This is a genomic window from Rhizobium johnstonii 3841 (assembly GCF_000009265.1).
In the GTDB taxonomy this organism is placed as follows: Bacteria; Pseudomonadota; Alphaproteobacteria; order Rhizobiales; family Rhizobiaceae; genus Rhizobium; species Rhizobium acaciae.
Window position 1 is genome coordinate 3306714 of the sequence record NC_008380.1, and the last position, 22599, is coordinate 3329312.

Consider the following 22599-nt stretch of genomic DNA (forward strand, 5'->3'; position numbering starts at 1 on the left):
GCCCGCATCGCCTGTCGAAAACCATCCGACGCGGTGGAAAACAAAAAATAAACACTTTAAACTTGCGCGCCTTTGGTTCCATTATACGGCCGTTCGTCATCGTGTGATTGAGGGGTGCGATGGGCACGATATTCTGGCCGAAAGATCCGCTGGATGGGAATGACATGACGCTGCTGACGTCGATCCTTCGGCGATGGTGCGAAAGATATCAGGTCGAGCTGACGGCGGAGGAGAGCAGCCGCAAGGCGAAAGAACTCGTCGAATGGTTCGAATTCGGCGTCAAGGATCCCGTCGAGCTCGAGGAATTGATCGACGACAAGCACTGGCTCGTCAGCAGGATCTGACCGTATCGGGCAAATCGGGAGAACGCTGGCTGTCAGCGTCGGCGAACCTATCTCATTAGAAAAGGCCGGGCGAAAATCGCTCCGGCCTTCGTCCATCTCCATCTAAGCGAGACCTTTAGTCATCATCCCGCCAACGCCGGTCGCGATCCCAACGCCGCTCATGGCGCCAGCGCGGACCATCCCAATCCCGGTGACGCCGCTCCCAGCCCCAGCGGGGCGGGCCACCGTAAAAAGCTACCGGCGGCGGGCGTCTCCAGTTTCGTCGGCATTCACCCCAGCGCGTCAGATGCCAGCCGCGACCGCACGCATAATCGACCGTTGTGATATTGCTCTGGACATTGATTGTCCCCATCGGCATCGCCTGCGCTGTGCCGAACGAGAGGCTGCCAGCGAGCAAGGCAGCCGCGATAGAAAGTGCCTTCATCGAGAACTCCATTTCAATCCAGCCGTCCGCACCTTATGACCGCCAAATTGAACTGGAGATGAACTGCGCGTTCATGTTTGCGGGAGAAAAAGAGGCGCTTCCGCACGGCCGGTCCGAGCGCTCGCCGACCGCTGTTGTCGCAACGGCAAGCGCTTCAGAGATGCCCCGCCGCCCGCAAAATTTGTTCATGTCCTGCCGTAAAAAGGGTCGGGACCCGGATCACCCCCGGCGGCGACCTCGGTCAGCCGCCCGAGGTAATGCGCCCAGCCCTCCGCATGGCCGGCGCATTGCTCGGCGCTCGGCAGGCCGCTATGGGTGAGCCGCAGCAGCGTTCCGCCTCCCTGTTCGATCAGATCGATCTCGACCAGGCTCGACCCCGGCGGCACCACCTCGCTGCCGTCCCAGCCAAAGCTGTAGGCAAGGCGATGAACCGGCACCACCTCACGAAACGAGCCGCGCGCAAAGCGGGCGCCGGTAACGTTGACGAGATACAGCCCGCCGGGCTGCGGCTCGACCTGCGCCTCCGTTCCCATCCAGCGCAGGATCTTTTCCGGGTCGGTCATCAATGCGAACACCGCGGCCGGCGGCGCCGCGATATGCGCCTCGCGGCGGACGACGAAGGGGTCTTCCATCTCTCTCTCCCATGTTGCCACGGCCCTGCCCGCCGCGGATAGAGACGGCGCATCCTGTCCTGCCGTGCTATTCTGACGTGAATGTCCTCACGCACAGCATGTAGGCGCAAGCCCATCCTCCGCAAGAGGGCCTGCCCGTCGCGATCGACCAACAAGCGAAATCGCCGCGTAGGGAGTCCTGATGCTGCATTGGCCGTGAAACATTCGAGCTATTGCCAGCCTGTCACCTTCCCCCTATTGTTCGCGCCGTTCTCAGGGCGGGGTGCAAGTCCCTACCGGCGGTATGCAATTTCGATTGCGAGCCCGCGAGCGCCTTCTTCGGAAGGGTCAGCAGATCAGGTGAGATGCCTGAGCCGACGGTCATAGTCCGGATGAAAGAGAACGTGCGTTCCTGCCGCCCTGCGGCTGTCGGGGATGTTCGTGATCGCCTTGGGTGATGTGTCTGTTCGCCAAAGGAGATTACTGTGACACCCACCCGCTATGCCTTCGTCAAAGCCAGCTGGCACGCCGACATCGTCGACCGCGCCCTTGATGGCTTCCATCAGCTTATTCCGCCCGAGCAGATCGATGTGTTCGATGTTCCCGGCGCATTCGAGATGCCGTTGCTGTCGCGCGATCTTGCGGCAACCGGACGCTATGCCGCTGTCGTTGCCGCCGCCTTCGTCGTCGACGGCGGAATCTACCGCCATGAATTCGTCGCCCAGGCCGTTGTCGATGGGCTGATGCGCGCCGGCATGGATACCGGTGTGCCGGTGCTGTCGGTTTCGCTGACGCCGCATCAGTATCAGGAAACCGAGCACCATAAGCAGATCTACCGCGCACATTTCGTCGAGAAAGGCCGTGAAGCAGCAAAGGCCGCTCTGACGATCGGCAAAACCCGCGCCGCTTTCGCTGCGTAGGAACTTCCCGCAGGTGGCGGGGAACCGACCTCGCCACCTCATCGAATCGACATGACCTCACCAACCCGCGCGGATCGAGAGCGAAGCGCCTTGCGTCGCAGCGGAATCCGCCGACACCGGCCAAATCAGACAGAATAATTGATTCGACGGCCTCACCGCGCTGTGGTCCACTGGCTGGTGACATGTATCGCCATTCTTAACGCATCCAAAACCCCAAGGAGCTGAAGATGAGCAATGCCATGCGCAGTGAAACCCCCATTGAGACCCCGAGAACACAGCCCGTCGACACCAAGCTCGAGGTCGTCGTCATCCCCGTTTCCGACGTCGACCGCGCCAAACGTTTTTACGACGGCCTGGGCTGGCGGCTCGACGCCGACTTTGCCAATGATGCCGATTTCCGTGTGATCCAGTTTACCCCGCCCGGCTCCGGCTGCGCGATCATCTTCGGCAAGAACGTCACCGCCGCAGCCCCCGGCTCCGCCCAGGGGCTCTATCTTATCGTCTCCGACATCGAGGCCGCCCGCCGCGATCTCATCGCCCGCGGCGCCGAGGTCAGCGAAGTCTTCCATGACGCGGCCGGCGTCTATGCCGGCAAGGACGAACCATACCTGTTCGGGCGGCTCCGCATTGCCGGCCGCGATCCCGATCACCGCAGCTATCGCTCCTTTGCCTCCTTCAAGGATCCCGATGGCAACGGCTGGCTGTTCCAGGAAGTCACCGCGCGCCTGCCGGGACGCATCGACGCCGACGGGACGACATTCACGACGTCGACCGATCTCGCGTCAGCCATGCGCCGTGCGGCGACCGCGCACGGCGAACACGAGAAGCGAAACGGCGGCAAACACGACGAGAACTGGCCGGACTGGTACGCCGAATACATGGTCAGCGAACAGGCCGGCAAGCAACTGCCCTTATAGGCAGGGGCGGCGACGTCACGCAGACGGTGACATCATTTGAGAAGCGTCTCGGCGGGCAACGGCGCGGCGCTTCATCGCGCCTTCTTGGCACACAGCGGTCACCATACCATCGAGCCAGTCCCGGTGACCGTTGATCGTCGAATTGGGCGTGGCACTGGCAAGCTCCTTGCCGGCTTGGCGATCTGCGTCTCCTGAGTCAGGCTCGAACGTGTCCGCCCGACAGATCTTCGAGAAGCCAAACATTAGACATCGAGCCACTAGACATCGATGGCGGCGAGATCTCAGCCGCCATACCACATCCGCCGCAGCAGGTGATCGCCGCGGACGAACTGGTGATAGAGCGCGGCGCCGGCATGGAAGACCAGCAGGCAAACAAGTAGGAAGGCGCCGAACCCATGCGGGCCACGCGGCGGATAGGCGGTAAAATCAGGCAGCGTGGCGCCGGCTGCCCCGAAGACAGCGGGAGCAGCACCGCTGAGGATCATCATTCCGATGCCGCTGGCGACCATGCCGAGAATGAAAATGTAGAAGGCGACGTGAACAAAGCCCGCCAGCCGCTCCTGCCAGCGAGGCGATGCCTGCACCGGCGCAGGCTTGCGATCGAAACGCCACCACCAGACAATGCGGAGAGCCGTCAGAAGCAGGACGACGATCGCCACCGGAATGTGGAAACGCAGCAGCCCTGCCTTGGTCGCGGCGTCCATGGCGTTGGCGGCCCGGAAGCCGGAGCCGAGCAGTGCCAGGATCAGAACCGCACTCAGCCAGTGGATCGAGACCGCTATTGCGCCATAGCGGTCAGGCCTGCTCTTCAACATCTCCATGTCCTTCCAGTTTGCTGCGCAGCGCCTTCATGACGGCATGCGTGATTTTGAGATCCTCGACCTGAAGCCCTTCCGCGAGCATGTCGACCCAGGGGGCCTGCAGGTGCATGGCGGTTTCATATGCCTGTTTTCCCCTGTCCGTCAGCACGACGAGCTGTGCCCGTCGGTGGTGCGGGTTGGGCTGGAACGCCAGAAGCCCTTCCTTCTCCAGATCGTTGACGATGCGCTGGACGTTCTGGCGGTTGGCCCCCATGTCGCGCGCCAGCCATGCGACCGGTTGTGGCCGGCCTGCTGTGACGACGGTGCCGAGGACATGCCAGCGGGCGCTCGTCAGGCCGAGCCCGTCGACGAGTTTGTCTCCCGCGTTGATCATCCGGTTATTGAGCCGGAAGAGATCCAGAATGAGGTCGGTCAAAGCTGTTCCGGCCGGGGTCCGTTGAGGTTCGTGCATTTGTCACCATATAGCTGTATTGACATCATAGTGTCAAATTGAATATGTATCCGTATCACCAGATTGACATCATGTAACCAAATCAGATGGAGTCGACCATGTCGCTCATGCGCCCGATGGACCCTGCCTTCCCGATCGATCGCCAAATCGCGATCGATGCCTCCGCGATCGTCCTCATCAACCTCTTCACGCTCGACAAGGCCGATGAGCAGGCCTTCCTTGATGCCTGGCAGGCCGATGCGGCCTTCATGAAACGGCAGCCGGGCTTTATCTCGACCCAGATGCATCGCGCCGTCGGCGAAAGTCCTGCTTATCTCAATTATGCCGTCTGGGAATCGACCGCCGATTTCCGGGCGGCATTCTCGCATCCGGAGTTTCGGGCGAAGCTCTCGGCCTATCCGTCCTCGGCGGTCGCCTCACCGCATCTCTTCCAGAAGGTCGCCGTGCCGGGCATCTGTGTGGCGTAAACAAAGCGGCGGCGGTGGAGGCATGAAGTCCTTGAGCGTCGGGATGATCTCGGCCTCCGGCTCGCCGGAAGCTGTCATTGCGATGCGGGAGACATCTGCGACGTCATCCAATCGGAAAATGCTAGCATGGCCGCTGTTGGCGGCCTCGATTGCAGTCGGGTCAGCCAATAGCTCCCCAACGATATGGTCGTGGGAAAAGGTTGTCTGATAGCCCCCGAGGATAGATGTCTGGAAAACATCGACGGCGGTGCCAGAGCGATCCCCAGTCCTTGCAGGGCCGCCTCCATCATCGCCAGGGAAGAGTCGAAGACGATACCGGCGTTTATCTGTGCCGCCGGCGGAACGTTCGCTGCGGCAAACCAGGTGCTCCACTCATCCGCCCTGTAGCTCCGCAAAAGCGTCGCCTCGACCAGATCTGCAGGCGACCTTAAACGCTCCGCCAATTTGGGTGTGCACAGAGGAGAGAGCGGAGCCTCGAACAGACGCAGCGCCTCTGTGCCGTGCCAGGAGCCGCTGCCGAAGCGAATGGCAAAGTCCAGTCCCTCGGCCGCCATATCGACGCGATTATTGTTTGTCGAAACGCGCACATCGATGAACGGGTGCTGCTGTTGAAAATCCGAAAGCCTTGGCAACAACCAGCCGACGGCAAACGTCCCCACCACGCCCAGGAACAGCAATTCCCGAACCTGCCCGGCTTCGATCCGGTCCAGCGTGATCGCCATCTGATCGAAGGAATTGGTCAAGGTCGGCAAAAGAGCTTCGCCTTCAGCGGTGATTTTCAAGCCTCTTGGGAGACGCTGAAAAAGGGCTGCCCCCAATCGCTTCTCCAGGCTTTTGACCTGCTGGCTTACAGCGGCCTGGGTAACGCAAAGCTCGATCGCGGCCCGGGTGAAGCTGAGATGTCTTGCCGATGCTTCGAAGGCCCTCAAGCCATTCAAGGGGAGGAATTGCCGAACCATCTTAGCCCTAGATTTTCTTGGATCTCCTCCGAGATATCATCGTTTGCTGCCGCAAAACAGTGCCATTAAATGCCGTCTTCATGCGCCTTTGCGCTGATGAAGCTGCTTTTAGAGGATGAAGAAATGAAGCGTGATTGGATAGGAATTCTATCGGCCGCATTGGTCTCGACATGCATTTCCACAAGTAGCTTTGCGGCTGACGAGCTGAAACTGAAAGCCAGCTCGGACGCCGCGATAAAACCAATCATGGATAAATACGGAATTCCGGGCATTGCCGTTGCCATCACCGCTGACGGACAGAACCACATCTTCAACTACGGCGTCGAGTCGAAGGACACGGGCAGGCCCGTCACCCCGGCGACCATGTTCGAACTGGGATCGATCAGCAAAACCTTTACAGTCACCCTGACCTCCTATGCAGACGTGACCGGCCGACTTTCGCTGTCGGACAAGGCAAGCAAATATCTTCCATCGATGAAGGGAAGGCCCTTCGGCGATGTCGTCCTGATGGATCTGGGCACCCATACGGCGGGCGGATTTCCGCTGCAAGTTCCCGATGACGTCAAAACCGAAAAGCAACTGATGGAGTATCTCGCAAGCTGGAAACCATCATATGCCGCCGGAACGCACCGAACATACGCCAATCCAAGCATTGGCGCGCTCGGATATATAACGGCAAAAAGCATGGGCAACGACTTCACAGCTCTTATGGAAGAGCAATTGTTTCCTTCTCTCGGGTTGACGAGCACGTATATCAATGTACCGAAATCGAAAATGGCCGACTATGCCCAAGGCTATAAGCGAAGCGGTGAGCCGGCTCGGATGACAACCGCTACTCTTTCGTCCGAGGTCTATGGAGTAAAATCCACAGCAGGCGACATGATCCGGTTCACCGACGCGAACATGGGACTGGTCGAACTGGACGATAAGCTCCAGCAGGCGATCACGAATACGCACACGGGATACTTCGATGTCGGCGCGATGACCCAAGACCTTATCTGGGAACAGTATTCCTATCCCGCGACATTGACGACGCTGATGGACAACAATTCCAGCGCGATGCTCAAGACAATTCCCGTCAAGCAACTGATGCCGGTAATGAAACCGCGCGACGATGTCTGGATCAATAAAACCGGCTCAACGAATGGTTTCGGCGCATATGTCGCGTTCGTCCCGAAAGAGCGAGTTGGTATCGTCATTCTGGCCAACAAAAACTATCCCAACGAGGACCGCATCTCCGCCGCTTACCAGATACTGACTGATATAATTTCGGCGCGCTGATCCGGTAGAGCATGATGCCGAAAAGTGTGCGCGGTTTTCGGACGACATCATGCTCTAACTATGCAATTCAGAACAGGATTGAGATTTTAGGCCGACCCGGCCTAAAATCATCCTGTTCTGGCATTAGCGGTCGAAGATATCCCGCCATTGCTTCTCACCGATCAGGCAGTCGGCACCCGCCTCGGCGCCGGCTGTTTTCTGCACCGTCGCCGGCGGGGAAACGCCGCTGATCTCCAGCACCAGCTTGCGGCGCACGGCCACGGCGAAATCCTCGATTTTGCGGACCGGCAGCACGAAGGCGCCGGGACCGCCGATCACGCAATCTGCATAATATTTATCGAGCCCGTTGGGCGCATCGGATGGCCGCAGCATGATGGCGAGGCCATTGATGATCATGCCGGCTTCCACCGCCTTGTCGCGGGCGGGGGTGACGGGATCGCCGGAATTGTTCGGCCCATCGCCGGAGACATCGATCACCTGCCGCCTGGACTGGAAGGGACTGGAAACGATCATGCTGGCGCCCTGGGCGATCGCGGTGGAGATCGATGTGCGCCGCTGCGTGGCAATCGGCCGGGCTTCGAGTTTATCGGCAAAAGCAATCGCATCCTCTTCGGTCTCGATCACCTGCCAGTCGATGACGGAATCCTGGACGACATAGCCTGCCCATTCGAAATAGCTGATGGCGATGCGGCCGGTCAGCCCGCCCTTGACCGCGTCGATAAATTCCTTGTGCTTGAGCGCTTCGACATAACCCTCGCGCTGGATGCCGATCTCCTCGAAGTCCATCGACCGCGAGGTGTCGACGGCAAGCACGAGGGTCACATCGACCTCGCTTCCCCCCGCCTGCGCGATGGGGACGAGGCCGGAAAGACCCATAAGCACCGCAAGAGTCGTCAGCATTGGCAATCCAATCCCTGCGCCATCCAAGCCCGCGAACTCTAACACAGCTTGGCCGGGGGAGGACGCTCGCCCACGCGCACGGCTTCAATTTTCGGTGATGGAATTGGAAGCCTTCAATGCAAGGGAAGCCACAAGGGGGTCTTCCATGCTTTCAACGCCTCGACAAAGACCTGCAATCGGGCGGGCAGGAAGCGGCGCGTGGGATAGACGGCGTGCACGAAAATTTCCTCGGACGACCAGTCCGGCAGCAGGTGGACGAGTTCGCCTCTTCTGATCTGTTGGTCGCAATAAGTCGAAGGCAGCAGGCCGATGCCGTGTCCGCGATAGGTGAAAGCGCTCACCGCATCGAAATCCCGGCTGGATACCGGCCCCGACACATGCAGGCGAACCGATTTGCGACCGCTCACGAGATGCCATTCCGCCTCGCCGTTGCGGCCGTTCAAGAGCACGCACTGATGGTCCTTCAGGTCTTCGGGTTTGGTGGGAAGCACCCTGCCCTTCAGATAGTCCGGTGCGGCGACCAGATAGCGCACGCTCTTGCCGAGCCGCTGCGCCACGATGGAGGAATCCTTGAGTTCGCCGAAGCGGATGCCGAGATCGACATTCTCGGCGATCAGATCGAGAAACAGGTTGGTGACGAAGAGATCGATCTGGATATTGGGATAGGTCTTCAGGAAGGATGAGATGAATTCGTAGAAGACCTCCTGCCCGAAGATGACGGGCACCGAGATCTTCAGCAGACCTTCCGGTTTTCTCTGTGTCTCGGTGAGTGCCTGCTCGGCGTCGAGGAGATGGGTGAGCGGTTCGCTGCACCTGTCGTAATAGGCCCGGCCCTGCGCGGTCAGGCTCAGCTTGCGGGTCGTCCGCTGGATGAGCGTCACGCCGAGTTGCTCTTCCAGCGACGTCACCTTCCGGCTGACGGTCGATACCGGCATGCCGAGGGAATGAGCAGCGCGGCTGAAGCTGCCATACTGCGCCACCTTCACAAAAACGGCGATGTCGTTCAAATCGGCCATGCACTGATTTTTGCATGAATGCAAAAGAGAATCCAGATATTTCCATCTAATCGGGTAATGGAGTTTTCGCCATATTCACCCTGCGAAAACAATCACAACCGATGGAGGCGCATTCGCAGCAGCCCCATCTCGAGCGACCCCGCCTTTGCAGCCGCAAGGCCCGCGTTGCCCGAACCAGATTATGGAGATCAGCATGACTACGAGAAAAACAGTCATCGTCACGGGCGCCTCCCAGGGTATCGGAGCCGGCCTGGTCAACGCCTTCATCCAGCGCGGCTACAATGTCGTCGCTACCTCGCGCCAGGTCAGCGCCTCGGAGGCTTTCCAAGCCTCGGACAGGCTGGCGCTCGTCGATGGCGACATCGGCGATGCCGAAACCGCAGCCCGGGTGGCAAGGACAGCAATCGACCGCTTCGGCTCGATCGACGCGCTCGTCAACAATGCCGGCATTTTTCTAGCCAAGCCGTTCGTCGAGTTCACGATGGCCGACTTCGAGAAATTGTCCTCGACCAATCTCGAAGGCTTCATCCACCTGACCCAACAGGTCGTCAGGCAGATGCTCGCGCAGAAAACCGGCGGCAGCGTGTGAGTATCACCACCCCATTGACCGATCATCCGATCGCCGGCTTCTCCGCCTCAGTCTCGATGATGACAAAGGGCGGCATCAACGCCATCTCCAAGAACCTGGCGATGGAGTATGCGAGCGAGAAAATTCGCTTCAATATCGTCGCTCCCGGTGTCGTGGACACGCCGTTGCACAAGGACAATCCAAAGGACTTCCTGAGCACGCTATCGCCGATGGCAGGCATTTCCAACGTCGAGGAGATCGCCGATGCCGTCGTCTTCCTCACCGAAGCTCCGCGCGTAACCGGGGAGGTGCTGCACGTGGACGGCGGCGCACATCTGGGCAAATGGTAGACCATGCGAAAGCTGAGGCAGCCGGCGCGGAACGGCGGCTGCAGGAACTCGGCATCAGGCTTCCTCCGCCGCCGACGCCCTTCGGGGCCTATGTCGAAGCAACGAGAACCGGCAGTCTGATCTTTTTCAGCGGGATGTTGCCCGTCGTCGGCCATGAGCCCCGCTATATCGGCCGCGTCGGCGGCACCTTGACGGCCGAAGACGGCCGGAAGGCCGCCGAAACCGCAACGTTGAGCGCGCTCGCGGCCGCCAGGGACTATCTGGGCTCGCTGGACAGCGTCGTCAGGGTCGTCAAGCTCGGCGTCTACATCGCGACCGAAGGCGATTTCCGCGACCATCCGAAGGTTGCGGACGGAGCATCCGAAATGCTGCTTGCGGTCTTCGGCGAGCAAAAGCTTTCTGGTCGCGTCGTGCTCGGCGTCGCCAGCCTGCCTTTAGGTGTACCGATCGAACTTGAAATTGTTCTTGAGGTCGAGGATTAAAACGACGGGCGCGCCTCGGCGCGCCCGCACCCCTCAGGCTTATGCTATCCTCTTCATTCTTGCACTCGCCAGCGACCAACGCCTTGAGCTGCAAGCCAAAGGCAAATGCGGGTATTAACACCCCGTCACACCGCCACCAACAGCAGCACATAGGCGATCACGCTCACCATCAGCCCGCGGAACGCGAAGGTGACGCAGCGGTATTTGCTGCGAGCGATGGCAGAGAGGATGTTGGCGTTTTCGAGATATTGGTCGAAGAGGTAGCGCTCGTCGCGCCGCAGTGCCGCCTCGAAGAACAGGTCGCGATGGTTCTGCCAGGCGCCCCAGAACAACGAGGTAGATGTGTCCAAACGGCGCGGCAGCACAACGAGGATCGCCGACAGGATGGAAAAGACCGAAGCGGCGGCAAGCAGGCCCGAGAACAGCATGCTCCCTGGCGTCCCGCTCGCGTAGCGCGCCAGGCTGAAGACTGCCCTGACATCACTGGAACTCACCAGGAAGGCCAGCATGAAGGTAAAGATATAGGCGGCCTTTTGATCGGATATCTTGATCTGATCGTAGAATATGTCGTTGATTTTCTTGATATGATCAAAATAGCCGGCGCCAATGTCACCTGTCGACGGTTCGCTTGGCATAAGTTCAGTTGCACTCTCGAATTCGCTCACCTGAATACTCCAGCCCACAAGTGTTTCCCTGATATTACACTTCACAGAGAATTCAAGAACACGTGTGCAACGGACTTGACTTTTCTTTTCTACATGGACAAAGGGGAAGCGGGAGTTGGGGTTGGAGTCATGCTGGGTCGCTGGAAAAACATCTGTCGCGTCGGGATGGCGCTGGCGTTTGCCGTGCCCGGTTTCGGGCTGCCGGCGATGGCCGATCCCGTGCCGCGCGCTACGCCGGTCGCCGGCTCTGTCATCGCACGCAAGATCGGCGAGGAAGTCCGCTTCATCGACGTGTCGAACTGGCGTGTCGTCGACATCAATCAGGATCTCCTGACCGGCGACGTGCTGCGCACCAATGCCAACGGCCAGCTCGCCATCGTCTTTTCCGACCACACTCAGGTCCGCCTCGGCCGGAATTCCTCGCTGCAGGTGAAGAAGATGGCGGCCGGCGGCGATACCGTGCTCAATCTCCAATCCGGCACCATCTGGGCACGCGCCGAGCGTGGCGGCCAGGGCCTGACGGTGGAAACACCGGCCGCCGCCGCCGCCATCCGCGGCACGGACTGGACCATGACCGTCGAGGGCGCCAAGACATCGATGGTTGTGCTCGAAGGCCGCGTGGCGCTCAGCAACCCGCAGGGCAGCGTCGAGGTGAACGAGGGCGAAGGGGCGGTCGCGACCATCGGCCAGGCGCCGAGCAAGATCATCAGCGTCAATCCCGATGACCGCGAACAGATGCTCTTCTATCTGGACTTGCGCGACGGCTTCGACCTGATGCCGACTTCGCCGTTGCGGGCCGACCGCATGGCGACAGAACGCCGCCGCCTGTTAGGGCTGCCGCCGGAGCGCCGCACCACCGAAGACTGGCTGGAACTTGCCGAAGTGCAGAGCGCCTTCGACGGACGCCAGGCTGCAGCCGCAACGCTGCAGAATATCCGCGGTCGCAAACTGACGACAGCCCAGCAGGCACGCGTCGACCTGATCGACGCCACCATCGCTGGCTCGGAAAAGCGCTACGGCGATGCCGCCAAGCTCTTCCAGAAGGCTCTGCCGCATCTCGACGCGACACGCCGCAACATGGCCCAATATGGCGGCTATTTCGCTCGTTCGCTGGCCGACCCCGCCCATGCCGAACCGCCGCCGGCTGGCACCACCGGCCCCTACGGCGCGATCATGCAGGCATATACCGCTGGCTTCCTTGAGAATCCGCGCGCTGCGATCGATATCATCAGGAAAGCGGAGCAGCGGTATCCCGATGATCCGACCCTGCCGGCGGTCCGCGCCCAGCTGGCGCAGCTCACCGATGACCGTGAGCAGATGAAGGAAGCGATAGAACGCTCGCTGTCGCTCGACCCAGATCATCCGATGGCGCTCTCCGCCCGTGCAGGCTACAAGGCAATTTATGAAAGCGATATCGACGGCGCGCTTGCGGACCTGAACCGCGCCATCGCGCTTGCCCCCGGCGCATCAGGCACGCTGAATTCTCTCGGCCTGCTGCAGAGTTCGCGCGATGCCAATGGCGAAGCGGAACAGGCCTTCAAGAAGGCGATCGAGCTTGATCCGCAGGACCCGTTGCTGCGCGCGAATCTCTCGATCCTTTATCTCGATCAGGGGCGCATGAAGGAAGCCAAGCACGAGATCGACACGGCAATTGCGCTCGATCCATCCTTCGATATAGCCCTGCTCGCCCGTGGCCGATACTACCTGCAAACTGGCGAGCGCGACAGGGCGCTGCAAGATTTGCTCGCCGCCAGCACCGCCAACCCGGCGCATTCGCAATCACAGCTGATGCTCGCCGCCGCCCATTACGAAAAGGGCGACCGCATCCCTTCCCAGCAGGCGCTCGACAATGCCGACCGGCTCGACAAGAACGACCCGGTTATCTCGGCCTTCCGCACCGCCGTCGATATCGACGACTACGACGCCGACGGCGCGATCCGAAACGCGCAGGAATTCCTGCGCCGCTCGCGCGCCCGCGGCGGCGATTACAGCGGCCTCGGCGCCAATGCGAGCGCCGGTTCGACACTGAATGACGCCTTCCGCCTGCAAGGGTTGGATGCCTGGGGCCGCTACTACGGCGATGCCGTCTTTGATCCCTTCAACGGCACCGGTTATATCGATCAATCGATCAAAGGCAGCATCTTTCCTTTCGTCAACGCGACCAGCTTCAGCGACGACAACATCATCCAGAATCGCGGCAACGCGTCGAGCTACTCATCCTTCATCCAGGGCCTGCTGCTTTCGCCGCACATGCTTTCCGGCCGCTCGCGCTCGGCAACGCTGTTCGATGTGCCCTTCATCGAAGGCTCGCTCGGCGGCGGCATCAACAGCGTCGACGGCCATACGAGGCGCATCGGCGAAGCCGATATCCAAGGCTATTCGAACGAGACCATTCCGATCAGCTTCTATGGCAACCTGACCTGGGAAGAGCTGGCGCTCGACCGCGACTACCAGGATTTCGGCGGTGTCCAGACGGATAACAAGCTGCTGAGTGCCAACGGTTATCTGACGGCAACGGTCACGCCAGATGATCGCGTGGTAGCCTTCGTCAACCACGGGAAGAATGACGGGACTCTAAACGCGTTATCGTCAAACACCGGGTTCATGGAACTCCTGTTCCGTGTGCCTATCCCGCTGCCTCTCTACACAACAGAGGAGACTGAACGAGAAAGCACATATGCCGGCATCGGCTGGAGCCACACGTTTGCCTATGAAAACGTGTTGAATGGAGCACTGCTTTATTCAGGAAGCAAATCGAATACGAACAGCGCGCTTGATGTCGACCTGGACCCAGTGTTTATCGGCAGAGGGGTTCCCTTCATCATACCCTTTACCAACGTCACTCAGGAGACCGAATCTCAAACCTATATCGGCGCTTTGAGCCATTCCATAGGTGCCGGACCGTTGACATTTCGCTACGGCATCGAAGGCGGCTGGATGGATGCCAGCAGCACCGTCGATGCGACGCTCCTAGGCTTGACAGCTCCTACCGATCGTACCGAGAACACCATCGATATCGGCCGCGGCTATATCGATGTGCTGCATGAGATCACGCCGGACCTCAAGGGCGAATACGCCTTGTTCGCCACTCGCCTGGAGGGCGACGGCATCGATATCAGCCGGCTGGAGCCGCGCTTCGGCCTAGCCTGGGCGCCGGTTCAAAACCACTGGCTGCGTGCTGCCTTCATGCGTCAGAGCTTTGATATTGGAATTCCGACCCTTGCCCCCATCGGCGTCCTCGGGCTTCAGGCCAACCAGTTTTCCGCCAATCCGCAGGGCTACACGGATACGGTCGCGCTGCAGTGGGATGCCGAATGGACCGATCGATTCTTCACCTCGGTCGAGTATCAGCACCAGGAACTGCATGATTTCGCGATCGATTTTCCGCTGATCTCGCTTCCCTCAGATACCAGCCTGCCGATCTCACGCGGCAGCATCGATCGCGCTGCCGTCACCGCAAACGTCGTGCTCGGCCATGGCTTTGGCCTTTCGGCTACCTATGCCTATATGGATTCGGAAAACAGGGATCCGCTCGAGCCGATCTATGGAGGCCCTCTTCCCTTCATACCGCAGAATTCCGGACAGATTGCGCTGACCTGGGTCAACGAAGCCAAGGTCAAGGCGACGGTCGCCGCCAACTATATCGGCGAGCGCGATGGCGATCGGTTTGGCACCAAGCTCGACGACTACTGGAGCCTCGACGCCCACCTGGTCTGGGAACCGTTCGACAAGCGCATCGAGCTGGAGGCGGCCGCCTATAACCTGCTAGACGAGGACTTCGAGATCACCCCCGGTGTGCCCGGCTGGGGCCGCGCCTTCAAGGGCACGCTCAAAGTCCGCTTCTGATGCGGATGCGGGACAAACCTGGGCAGGCCAGGCAGATCAGGAGCCGCCATCTCAGGCTGCTGGTGCTGTCGCTGACGACGCTGATCGCCATCTCGCTGCTGTCGCGCCTGCCCGCCTGGTCACTGCTGGAGCTCAGAAGCTTCGACTATCTCTCGACCGTCGACGATCCCCGTCCGCCACCCGGCGGACCCGTCATCGTCGCGATCGACGAACCCTCTCTTGCCGATATCAACGCGCAATGGCCCTGGCCGCGCAGCCTTCATGCCGAACTCATCAGCCAACTGCGCGCCGCCGGCGCCCGCGTCATCGGCTTCGACATCATCATGGCCGAGCCCTCGAACCCCGATAATGACGCGGCGATCACCAAAGCGGTCGGCCCCGATACCGTGCTTGCCGGCGACGAAACGCTGATCGAAACGCCGCAGGCCTCGCAGCTGATCCGCGCGACACCCCTGCCGCAGCTGACCGAGGCAGGTGCCGTGACCGGCATCGCCTCCGTCGAACTCAGCGGCGACGGCACCTTCCGGCGCATCCCCGGCTATGAGGACGGCTTCGCCGCCATGCTGACCAAGGTCGCCGGGGTGGCCCCCGAGACCTTGCCGGCCGGCCGCCTCATCCAAACCTTCGGCCCGGCCCGCAGCTATCCCACCGTCTCGTACTATCAGGCGCTCGACCCGAAGAACCTGCTGCCGCCGGATTATTTCAAGGATCGCATCGTGCTGGTCGGCCTCAGCCTGCAGAATGCGCCCGCCATCGATAAAGGCGGCGTCGATGCCTTCGCAACGCCCTATACCGTCCATACCGGCAAGCTCGTCTCCGGCGTCGAGATCCAGGCGACGATCTACGACAATATCCGCAGCGGCTTGTCGATCGCGGAGGCCCGGCTGCCGACGGTCGCCGCCTGCATCCTGATATCGGTGCTACTGGCCGCTACCACCGTCTGGCGCGCAACCGGATGGCTGACGATCGTGACTAGCGCGGCGGCCCTCCTTGCCTTCGCTGCCGTCAGTGCCGCCGGCATGCGGCTTGCCCATCTCTTCGTCTCGCCGCTTGGCCCGACGGTCGCCTATATCTCTGTCGTCTTCGGTCAGGCCGCCTTCGATTTTGCCGAGGAGCGGCGCAACAAGCGCCAGATCACCCGCGCGTTCGCCCAATATATCTCGCCCGATCTCGTCAAACGCCTGTCGAGCGACCCCACGCAGCTGAAGCTCGGCGGCGAGCGGCGCACGCTTTCGGTGCTGTTTTCAGACGTACGCGGCTTCACCACCATCGCCGAGACCTTGAAGGATGATCCGGAGCAGCTGACCAGCCTGATCAACCGGCTGCTGACGCCGCTTTCCGACGTGGTGATGGACCATGGCGGGACCATCGACAAATATATGGGCGACTGCATCATGGCCTTCTGGAACGCGCCTCTTGACGATCCCGATCATGCCCTGCACGCCGTCGAAGCCTCGCTCGCCATGCAGGCGGCGATATCGAGCCTGAACCGTGAGCTGGAACGGGAGGCGGCGGCGCGCGGCGGCAGGCCGCATGTGCTGAAGATGGGCGTCGGCATCAACACCGGCGAATGCATCGTCGGCAACATGGGCTCGACCCGCCGCTTCGACTATTCCTGCCTCGGCGACAGCGTCAACCTCGCCTCGCGCCTCGAAGGCGCCTCGAAGAATTATGGCGTAGCCCTGCTGCTCGGCGAGGAGACAGCAAGGCTGGTCGCCGGCACCTACACCGTCGTCGAGCTCGATCGCATCATCGTCAAGGGCCGCACCGTGCCCTCGCCTGTCTATACCGTCGTGCACGATGCCGACGCCGAAGCCCTTGCCGCCCATCGGGCCTTTCTCGAGGCGAAATACACCGGCACGCTTGCGCCATCCGACCCCGCCTTCGACAGGCTGGCCGCCGATATCTCCGAGCTCGCCCCCTATTACGCGATCGTCCGCGACACACTGGCCGAATCCGGCGAGGAATGACTGACCACGACGTCTCGCCACGCCTGACAATTGCGCACGGATGTTCGTTTATGAGCCGCTCGTTTTGCCAAAGGCGTACATATTGGTCAGCGCGCCATGCAGCATCACCTTTCGCTCGAAGTTGAAGCCACATTTCTCAAGGATCCGCTTCGAGGCGACGTTGACGGTGCGAACCAATCCGATCATCCGCCCCGCATGCAGATCATCAATGGCAAACACCAGGGCTTCCCTGACCAATTCTGTCGCATATCCCTGCCCCCAGCTTTCAGGTTGCAGATGATAGGAAAGATTAAGGTCGCCGAATTCCTTGGAAACGGTCACACCGCCGAACCCGATCAACGTACCGTTCGCCTCAACTGCCCAACGCCCGAACCCGTGATCTTTCCAATGCCCGATGTCGTGCGCAAGCCGCGCTGCGCTTTCCGCCGGCGTATCAGGCCGGGGCACCGGTCGGTGTGCGACCAATTCCGGCCGCGAAAAAAGTCGGCTCAGGAAATCGATATCCCCTTCCACGGGAATTCTGAGGCGCAATCTGGCGGTACGCCTTACTGCCGACTGCAAGGCACCCTTGAATTCGTTCTCAAGCATCTTCCATCCAATTTTCAAAATGCGGCAACGTCACCGATACCAAATTATTCCAGGCGGCGCGCTTCCAGCGGCGCGTCCTGTCTGAACTCCTCGAAATAGCGGCCGCCATGCAAGGCAAGCTCCCGATCGGCAAAAGCCAGAAATCGGGCGCCATCGCCCGCTGCCGCCAGCCTGAACGCTGCGTCGAATTCGGCTGCCAGTTGCGCATCGAGCTTCGTCATGAGGCGCGGCGCCCATTTTCCGCGGCCGGTCCATGCGCCGCGTCCGAGCAGAATCAGGTCGGCCAGCTTCTGGTAGAGGAGTGCGGCGATGGCGGCGACCTCTTCGGGCGGGCGGGCGCCGCGCAGGTCATCGGCCAAATCGGTGACTTGATAGCGCAGCATGTCGTAGTCTGCCCCGGCAAGAGGTTTCGGTCCTGCCGCCAGCATGCTTGCCGCCTTTGCCTGGATGACGCGCGCGCTGTCGATATCCGATCCCACTACACAGCCTGTTGCGACCATGTTGACCATAATGGGATAGCCGCTGTCTGCGTCCTGATGGAGATAATGCGCCAGCGTCTGCGGATCGTGGACAAAGGCTTCGACCGGAAACCCATCCGCGCTGAACGACTCCCGCCAGGCTCTTTGGAGCGACGGGAACACTACGACCAGGTCGATATCCGAAAAGACGGCGCCTTCGCCGCGCATGATGGAGCCGGCGACATAGGCGAATGCAGCCCCGGCATAGCGGCTGGCGACACAGCGGCGGGCAGCGGCCAGCGCCCGCTCCGCAAGAATATGCTTCTGGATATCGTCCACGATCTCGTCCTCGAGTGCGGACACGTGCGGGAACAAAAAACCCGCTCGTCTCCGGCGGGTTGGTCTTAGCAGCGATGAACGGATTTCAGTTCACGCGTCTACCACCCACCGCGGCGCGGTGGTCGTAGACGCCATCGAAACTGCAAAAATCCTGCTCATGGCTAAGGTTAACCCGCGGCCGCGACAGCGTCAATGCACCGAAGCCGGACGCCAAGGACGGCTTTCCCGGCGCGATGTTTTGCGTCTAAGATGCATCAAGACTCGAAACAGGAAGAGCCCGCCAATGTCCGATCCCGCCACCGTCATCCCGCTTCCGCAACCGGTGTTGTTGCCGGTCGAAAGCAGCGCCGAGCGTTTTCCGGTGCGCCGCGTCTATTGCGTCGGCCGCAACTATGCCGACCATGCGATCGAGATGGGCCATGATCCAACCCGCGAGCCGCCCTTCTTCTTCCAGAAGAATGCCGACAACCTGCTGCCGGTGGGCAATGCCTTTCCCTATCCGTCGCTGTCATCAGACGTGCATTACGAAGTCGAATGCGTGCTGGCGCTGAAATCAGGCGGCGCAAACATCGAGGCCGCGGACGCGCTCGACTGCGTCTATGGCTATGCCGTCGGCATCGATTTCACCCGCCGCGACCTCCAGGGCGAGGCAAAGAAGCTTGGTCGTCCCTGGGAGGTCGGCAAGGCCTTCGAACATTCCGCCCCTATCTCGCCAATCGTTCCGGCAAACCGCCTCGGCCACCCCGCGGAAGGCAGGATCTGGCTGGAACAGAACGGCAAGCGCGTGCAGGACGGCGATCTCAACCAGATGATCTGGAAGGTGCCGGAGATCATCGCCGAACTGTCGAAGCTCTTCACTCTTGCAGCCGGCGATATCATCATGACCGGCACACCCGCCGGCGTCGGCGCGGTGGCCCAGGGGCGATCGCATCAATTGCGGCATCGACGGCGTCGCCACCCTATCGGTCGAGGTCGTCTGAGGAGAGAGCCATGCCCGTCTACGCGCTTGGCGGATTAACGCCGAAACTGCCCGCCGCCGGCCTTTATTGGATCGCACCGGATGCTAACATCATCGGCCAGATCGAACTCGGCGAGAATGTCGGCATCTGGTTCGGCGCCGTGCTACGCGGCGACAACGAAAAGATCACCGTCGGCGAAGGCACCAACATCCAGGAAGGCGTGATGGCCCATACGGACATGGGCTTCCCGCTGACAACAGGCAAAGACTGCACCATCGGCCACCATGCCATCCTTCACGGCTGCACCATCGGCGATAACACGCTGATCGGCATGGGCGCCACCATCCTGAATGGTGCGAAGATCGGCAACAACTGCCTCGTCGGCGCCAATGCGCTGGTGACAGAGGGCAAGGAATTCCCCGATAACTCCCTGATCGTCGGGGCACCTGCCCGGGGCGTACGCACACTCGACGAGGCGGCAATCGAAGCCATCCGTCGCTCGGCAGAAAACTACGTCGCCAACTGGCAACGCTTCGCCCGCGATCTCAAACAGATTGGTTGATCGGGCAACGTGGACGCCTCGCTTGCGCTTACTGCATTTGCGACTTTGCCGCTCATCCCCTCATCCGCCCCTTCGGGCCACCTTCTCCCCGCTGGAGAGAAGAGGGAGCAAGTTGCCTTCGCTCGTTTCCACAAACGGCGCTTTCAGGAGGGGTGAGACGCCGCCACGTTTCCGCTTCTCCCCGGCGGGGAGAAGATGCCGGCAGGCAGATGAGGGGGAATGATCGGCAAAGCTGCGAATGCACTGAGCGCAAGCGAAGGGCAGACCCGCCGAGCCCCTTCACCACACGCCCGGAATCCAGCGCCAGCGCACACACGCCATATACTCCACATAGCCCACCAGGCCCTTGCGCAGTTCGGCTTCCTCGCCGAGCGTGCGGCCGAAGAGGACGACGACGAGCAGGCCGGCGGGGATCAGCGCGTAGAGCGAGCCAAGCGACAGCGCCATGCCGGCGCTGAGCACGATGGCGGTTGCGTATCCGGGATGGCGGATTACGGCGTAGGGTCCGGTGTCGATCACCTTGTGGTCGCGGTCGGTCTGAATGCGCACCGTCGGCTCGAAATGCCGGTTGACCGATTGCGCCCAGGTCAGGCCGAGATAACCTGATGTCATCAGGAGATAGCCGATAAAGACGACCCAATCGGGCTGCGGCGCCCAGTGGAAACGTCCGTCGTCGAATGCGCCGACCGGGAGAATGGCGGCAAAGAGAATAATCGTCAGCGTCGCCACCACGGCGTCCCAGGATTTGGTACCCTTCTGGTATCGGCTGCGCGCCGCAAACAGCTCCGGATTCATCCGCCAGATCCAGATGATTGCGACAGCAGTCAGCACAAGGAACAGGCCGAGAAAAATCCAGCCGCGCGGCCAGTCGAGCGTACCGGCCGGCCAGAACAGCGCGGCAAACATGACGGCAATGGTGATGGCGAGCGATCCGAGCGACGGCGCCGCCGCGAATGAGTGACCGGGCCGAGTGTCCCGCTGCGTCATGATCGCTCTCCGTTCCATGACAGCGCCGCGCGTCCTCTTAGACGCGCAGAAAGACGCTGCACATGGCGGATTTCATTGAAAAAATCGCCTTACTCGGCCGCTTCGAGAAACTGGCTGTTTCGTGAGGATGAGGCAAGAGCCTGAACCCTGGCTTCCGCCTTGGCGATCAGCTGATAGAATTCGTCCTGCGCTTCGACATCCAGCTGAATGACGGCGTTGACGTCGTCGGGCGTATCGCAAACGCAGGCGACCGCAGAAATCGGACAGATGCCGCCGGGATAGCGTCTGCCGGTGCCCGTATAGGCGCGACGTCCCCAACGCTCGGAATAGACCGTCTCTTCCCGCTCAAGCTGCAGGATCGTTCCCTTGCAGGCAGTCACGATAGCCGCCTTGCCGTAGGCGAACCAGTGATAGTTCAGCCTCCGGAGAATATATTTGCCGGTGATATCTTCGCCAGCCAGTTCGGCAGGGTTTTCAATCATTCTAATCATGACGGCTTCCTCAACGTTTAAACAATATCCGTCATGTCTTCGCGTGCAGCAAGTCAAAAAACGCTGCTTTTGGAGACACTTAGTCACAAAGTGTTTCCGATTCTTACATTAACCACGCGCCGAGCACCCCCTTGCGCGCACAATTCTTCGTCGAATTTTCCGCAACCTGCTACCGATTTCGTCATTTGTCCGAGGTGGCAGTCACGTCAATGTCCCCTTGTGTTTTTTGGCGCGGGCTCGATATGTCTCCCTGATTGGCCCGAACACCGCGCCGTTTTTCACCCCACGAAACGGCCGGCTGTTTCGCCAGTTGGTCACCGCAGGAGAATTTCATGGTCGACGCGATCAACCCCATCTCCGCCACCGCCCCGTCGGAACCCACCAAGGTCGGCACCAGCACCTCGATCGGCTCCGAACCCGACAATGCCTGGGTCGCCGCCCGCCAGTCGCAGATCACCGCCGATCAGCTGGCAGCGAAGAGGGCCGTGGAGAAAGAGGCCGCAAACGGTCTCATCCCGCATGCGGATCTGATCGTCGACGACGAGGCGCATCCGCAAAAGCGGCACGGGCATGCGGCATCGGACGATGGGGAAGAGGCCGGCAAACAGGCGGAACAGCCGGTCTTGTCAGGCGAAAGCGATCGGATCGGCACCCGGAATTTCGACGACGATACGCCCTTCGGCGAACGCGTCGCCATCATCTGATCAAAACGCAGACCGGAAACCGTCCGCGCGGTCAATTCGAGCCCGCAAGCTGGGCTTCGATCGCCGCCTTATCGATGACCGACCAGACCTCGACGATCTTGCCGCCGCGAAATTCGTAGATGACGTTCTCGGTGAAGGAAAGGCGTCTGCCGCTCACATCGAGGCCGAGGAATTTTGCCTTCGGCCTGCAATCGAAGCCGAGCCGGCAGGCGATGTATGGCGGATCGCAAAGCAGCGTCAGCACCTTGAAATAAAGATCGAGAATCTCATCGAAATCCCGCTCTAGCATGGCGACGTAACCCGCCAGCCCGAGCCGCCGGCCGTTATGAACCGCATCGTCGCTAACGAACTGCCTGAGATTGGGCCAGTCCTGCCTGTTCAAGCAGGCGATGTAGCCGCGGTATATCTCCGCGAGTTCGGTTTTCGTCACGCGATCGTCCCTGGCTTGGTTTCTCAGGCAAAGATAGCGCCGGGATCAGCACTTGCCAGCGGCGAACGCGCCGCCTCGAGAGTTTCAGT

General features: G+C 60.8%; 23 protein-coding genes, 2 pseudogenes and 1 riboswitch. Of the genes and pseudogenes, 12 read left to right on the top strand and 13 right to left on the bottom strand.

Translation table 11 applies throughout. The annotated features are described in order from the left end of the window. The first annotated feature begins 119 nt into the window (after positions 1 to 119). The gene (locus RL_RS16240) at positions 120 to 344 is read left to right on the top strand and encodes a hypothetical protein (RefSeq protein ID WP_011652655.1); all 225 of its coding nucleotides are present in this window, start codon (positions 120 to 122) and stop codon (positions 342 to 344) included. 115 nt (positions 345 to 459) lie between these two features. On the opposite strand, the gene RL_RS37620 is transcribed toward RL_RS16240, so the two are convergent. Continuing rightward, positions 460 to 768, bottom strand: coding sequence for a GCG_CRPN prefix-to-repeats domain-containing protein (locus tag RL_RS37620; RefSeq protein WP_011652656.1), 309 nt, complete (start codon positions 766 to 768; stop codon positions 460 to 462). 185 nt (positions 769 to 953) lie between these two features. Further along, positions 954 to 1400, bottom strand: a complete 447-nt coding sequence (locus RL_RS16245; protein WP_011652657.1) for an SRPBCC family protein — start codon at positions 1398 to 1400, stop codon at positions 954 to 956. Between the two features lie 244 nt (positions 1401 to 1644). After that, a riboswitch (FMN riboswitch) is annotated at positions 1645 to 1787 on the top strand. A 77-nt stretch (positions 1788 to 1864) separates the two neighbouring features. Between RL_RS16245 and RL_RS16250 the strand changes: the two genes are divergently transcribed. Together RL_RS16250 and RL_RS16255 are read left to right on the top strand one after the other, a co-directional pair. After that, the gene (locus RL_RS16250) at positions 1865 to 2299 is read left to right on the top strand and encodes a 6,7-dimethyl-8-ribityllumazine synthase (RefSeq protein ID WP_011652658.1); all 435 of its coding nucleotides are present in this window, start codon (positions 1865 to 1867) and stop codon (positions 2297 to 2299) included. Between the two features lie 227 nt (positions 2300 to 2526). Next, positions 2527 to 3216 carry a VOC family protein gene (locus RL_RS16255; protein WP_011652659.1) on the top strand — a complete coding sequence of 230 codons (690 nt, stop codon included), beginning with the start codon at positions 2527 to 2529 and terminating at the stop codon, positions 3214 to 3216. 281 nt (positions 3217 to 3497) lie between these two features. Here the strand turns inward: RL_RS16255 and RL_RS16265 are convergent, their stop codons facing one another. Both RL_RS16265 and RL_RS16270 read right to left on the bottom strand, forming a co-directional pair. Then, positions 3498 to 4031, bottom strand: a complete 534-nt coding sequence (locus tag RL_RS16265; RefSeq protein ID WP_011652660.1) for a cytochrome b — start codon at positions 4029 to 4031, stop codon at positions 3498 to 3500. Further along, positions 4012 to 4488, bottom strand: coding sequence for a MarR family winged helix-turn-helix transcriptional regulator (locus RL_RS16270; protein WP_011652661.1), 477 nt, complete (start codon positions 4486 to 4488; stop codon positions 4012 to 4014). Before RL_RS16270 ends, RL_RS16265 begins: the two co-directional genes overlap by 20 nt. Positions 4489 to 4586: 98 nt before the next feature. Between RL_RS16270 and RL_RS16275 the strand changes: the two genes are divergently transcribed. Then, a complete protein-coding gene (locus RL_RS16275; protein ID WP_011652662.1) occupies positions 4587 to 4955 on the top strand; it encodes an antibiotic biosynthesis monooxygenase family protein in 369 nt (122 codons plus the stop codon). Between the two features lie 74 nt (positions 4956 to 5029). On the opposite strand, the gene RL_RS16280 is transcribed toward RL_RS16275, so the two are convergent. Continuing rightward, on the bottom strand, positions 5030 to 5914 hold the full coding sequence (locus RL_RS16280; protein ID WP_011652663.1) for a LysR family transcriptional regulator: 885 nt from the start codon (positions 5912 to 5914) through the stop codon (positions 5030 to 5032). A gap of 123 nt (positions 5915 to 6037) precedes the next feature. Here RL_RS16280 and ampC point away from each other — a divergent pair, with 123 nt between their 5' ends. Continuing rightward, a complete protein-coding gene (gene ampC, locus RL_RS16285; protein WP_011652664.1) occupies positions 6038 to 7195 on the top strand; it encodes a class C beta-lactamase in 1158 nt (385 codons plus the stop codon). A gap of 123 nt (positions 7196 to 7318) precedes the next feature. Here the strand turns inward: ampC and RL_RS16290 are convergent, their stop codons facing one another. Continuing rightward, positions 7319 to 8095, bottom strand: coding sequence for a DUF1194 domain-containing protein (locus RL_RS16290; RefSeq protein ID WP_011652665.1), 777 nt, complete (start codon positions 8093 to 8095; stop codon positions 7319 to 7321). Positions 8096 to 8208: 113 nt separating this feature from the next. Next, on the bottom strand, positions 8209 to 9111 hold the full coding sequence (locus RL_RS16295; RefSeq protein WP_011652666.1) for a LysR family transcriptional regulator: 903 nt from the start codon (positions 9109 to 9111) through the stop codon (positions 8209 to 8211). Between the two features lie 193 nt (positions 9112 to 9304). Between RL_RS16295 and RL_RS16300 the strand changes: the two are divergent. Beyond that, positions 9305 to 10029: pseudogene (locus tag RL_RS16300) on the top strand (SDR family NAD(P)-dependent oxidoreductase). Then, positions 10023 to 10511: a RidA family protein gene (locus RL_RS16305; RefSeq protein ID WP_011652669.1), complete on the top strand. Its 489-nt coding sequence runs from the start codon at positions 10023 to 10025 to the stop codon at positions 10509 to 10511. Before RL_RS16300 ends, RL_RS16305 begins: the two are co-directional and overlap by 7 nt. A 125-nt stretch (positions 10512 to 10636) precedes the next feature. Here the strand turns inward: RL_RS16305 and RL_RS16310 are convergent, their stop codons facing one another. Then, positions 10637 to 11176, bottom strand: coding sequence for a Pycsar system effector family protein (locus tag RL_RS16310; RefSeq protein WP_028740920.1), 540 nt, complete (start codon positions 11174 to 11176; stop codon positions 10637 to 10639). A gap of 129 nt (positions 11177 to 11305) precedes the next feature. Here RL_RS16310 and RL_RS16315 point away from each other — a divergent pair, with 129 nt between their 5' ends. Both RL_RS16315 and RL_RS16320 read left to right on the top strand, forming a co-directional pair. Continuing rightward, the gene (locus tag RL_RS16315) at positions 11306 to 15022 is read left to right on the top strand and encodes a FecR domain-containing protein (protein WP_011652670.1); all 3717 of its coding nucleotides are present in this window, start codon (positions 11306 to 11308) and stop codon (positions 15020 to 15022) included. Continuing rightward, positions 15022 to 16992: a CHASE2 domain-containing protein gene (locus tag RL_RS16320; RefSeq protein WP_011652671.1), complete on the top strand. Its 1971-nt coding sequence runs from the start codon at positions 15022 to 15024 to the stop codon at positions 16990 to 16992. Before RL_RS16315 ends, RL_RS16320 begins: the two co-directional genes overlap by 1 nt. A gap of 48 nt (positions 16993 to 17040) precedes the next feature. On the opposite strand, the gene RL_RS16325 is transcribed toward RL_RS16320, so the two are convergent. Continuing rightward, positions 17041 to 17580 (bottom strand): GNAT family N-acetyltransferase, encoded by a 540-nt coding sequence (locus RL_RS16325; protein WP_011652672.1) that lies wholly within the window; start codon positions 17578 to 17580, stop codon positions 17041 to 17043. A gap of 44 nt (positions 17581 to 17624) precedes the next feature. Next, positions 17625 to 18377 carry a nucleotidyltransferase domain-containing protein gene (locus RL_RS16330; protein WP_011652673.1) on the bottom strand — a complete coding sequence of 251 codons (753 nt, stop codon included), beginning with the start codon at positions 18375 to 18377 and terminating at the stop codon, positions 17625 to 17627. Between the two features lie 283 nt (positions 18378 to 18660). Here RL_RS16330 and RL_RS16335 point away from each other — a divergent pair. Together RL_RS16335 and RL_RS16340 are read left to right on the top strand one after the other, a co-directional pair. Then, a pseudogene (locus RL_RS16335) lies at positions 18661 to 19357 on the top strand (fumarylacetoacetate hydrolase family protein). 10 nt (positions 19358 to 19367) lie between these two features. Further along, entirely contained in the window at positions 19368 to 19898 is a 531-nt protein-coding gene (locus RL_RS16340; protein WP_011652675.1) for a gamma carbonic anhydrase family protein, read from the top strand. 279 nt (positions 19899 to 20177) lie between these two features. Here RL_RS16340 and RL_RS16345 read toward each other — a convergent pair whose 3' ends face one another. Beyond that, on the bottom strand, positions 20178 to 20885 hold the full coding sequence (locus tag RL_RS16345; RefSeq protein ID WP_193784111.1) for a methyltransferase family protein: 708 nt from the start codon (positions 20883 to 20885) through the stop codon (positions 20178 to 20180). Positions 20886 to 20974: 89 nt separating this feature from the next. Next, positions 20975 to 21376 carry a hypothetical protein gene (locus tag RL_RS16350; protein ID WP_032992435.1) on the bottom strand — a complete coding sequence of 134 codons (402 nt, stop codon included), beginning with the start codon at positions 21374 to 21376 and terminating at the stop codon, positions 20975 to 20977. 332 nt (positions 21377 to 21708) lie between these two features. Between RL_RS16350 and RL_RS16355 the strand changes: the two genes are divergently transcribed. Next, positions 21709 to 22080 (top strand): hypothetical protein, encoded by a 372-nt coding sequence (locus RL_RS16355; protein ID WP_028740916.1) that lies wholly within the window; start codon positions 21709 to 21711, stop codon positions 22078 to 22080. Positions 22081 to 22111: 31 nt separating this feature from the next. Here the strand turns inward: RL_RS16355 and RL_RS16360 are convergent, their stop codons facing one another. Beyond that, on the bottom strand, positions 22112 to 22510 hold the full coding sequence (locus tag RL_RS16360) for an ester cyclase (RefSeq protein ID WP_011652679.1): 399 nt from the start codon (positions 22508 to 22510) through the stop codon (positions 22112 to 22114). Positions 22511 to 22599: the final 89 nt, after the last annotated feature.

Bases quoted from the DNA above. Each gene is read 5' to 3' on its own strand.
- RL_RS16240 (WP_011652655.1), top strand. From the start codon at position 120: ATGGGCACGATATTCTGGCCGAAAGATCCGCTGGATGGGAATGACATG.
- RL_RS37620 (WP_011652656.1), bottom strand. From the start codon at position 768: ATGAAGGCACTTTCTATCGCGGCTGCCTTGCTCGCTGGCAGCCTCTCG.
- RL_RS16245 (WP_011652657.1), bottom strand. From the start codon at position 1,400: ATGGAAGACCCCTTCGTCGTCCGCCGCGAGGCGCATATCGCGGCGCCG.
- RL_RS16255 (WP_011652659.1), top strand. From the start codon at position 2,527: ATGAGCAATGCCATGCGCAGTGAAACCCCCATTGAGACCCCGAGAACA.
- RL_RS16265 (WP_011652660.1), bottom strand. From the start codon at position 4,031: ATGTTGAAGAGCAGGCCTGACCGCTATGGCGCAATAGCGGTCTCGATC.
- RL_RS16270 (WP_011652661.1), bottom strand. From the start codon at position 4,488: ATGCACGAACCTCAACGGACCCCGGCCGGAACAGCTTTGACCGACCTC.
- RL_RS16275 (WP_011652662.1), top strand. From the start codon at position 4,587: ATGTCGCTCATGCGCCCGATGGACCCTGCCTTCCCGATCGATCGCCAA.
- RL_RS16280 (WP_011652663.1), bottom strand. From the start codon at position 5,914: ATGGTTCGGCAATTCCTCCCCTTGAATGGCTTGAGGGCCTTCGAAGCA.
- ampC (WP_011652664.1), top strand. From the start codon at position 6,038: ATGAAGCGTGATTGGATAGGAATTCTATCGGCCGCATTGGTCTCGACA.
- RL_RS16290 (WP_011652665.1), bottom strand. From the start codon at position 8,095: ATGCTGACGACTCTTGCGGTGCTTATGGGTCTTTCCGGCCTCGTCCCC.
- RL_RS16295 (WP_011652666.1), bottom strand. From the start codon at position 9,111: ATGGCCGATTTGAACGACATCGCCGTTTTTGTGAAGGTGGCGCAGTAT.
- RL_RS16305 (WP_011652669.1), top strand. From the start codon at position 10,023: ATGGTAGACCATGCGAAAGCTGAGGCAGCCGGCGCGGAACGGCGGCTG.
- RL_RS16315 (WP_011652670.1), top strand. From the start codon at position 11,306: ATGCTGGGTCGCTGGAAAAACATCTGTCGCGTCGGGATGGCGCTGGCG.
- RL_RS16320 (WP_011652671.1), top strand. From the start codon at position 15,022: ATGCGGATGCGGGACAAACCTGGGCAGGCCAGGCAGATCAGGAGCCGC.
- RL_RS16325 (WP_011652672.1), bottom strand. From the start codon at position 17,580: ATGCTTGAGAACGAATTCAAGGGTGCCTTGCAGTCGGCAGTAAGGCGT.
- RL_RS16340 (WP_011652675.1), top strand. From the start codon at position 19,368: ATGCCCGTCTACGCGCTTGGCGGATTAACGCCGAAACTGCCCGCCGCC.
- RL_RS16345 (WP_193784111.1), bottom strand. From the start codon at position 20,885: ATGACGCAGCGGGACACTCGGCCCGGTCACTCATTCGCGGCGGCGCCG.
- RL_RS16350 (WP_032992435.1), bottom strand. From the start codon at position 21,376: ATGATTAGAATGATTGAAAACCCTGCCGAACTGGCTGGCGAAGATATC.
- RL_RS16355 (WP_028740916.1), top strand. From the start codon at position 21,709: ATGGTCGACGCGATCAACCCCATCTCCGCCACCGCCCCGTCGGAACCC.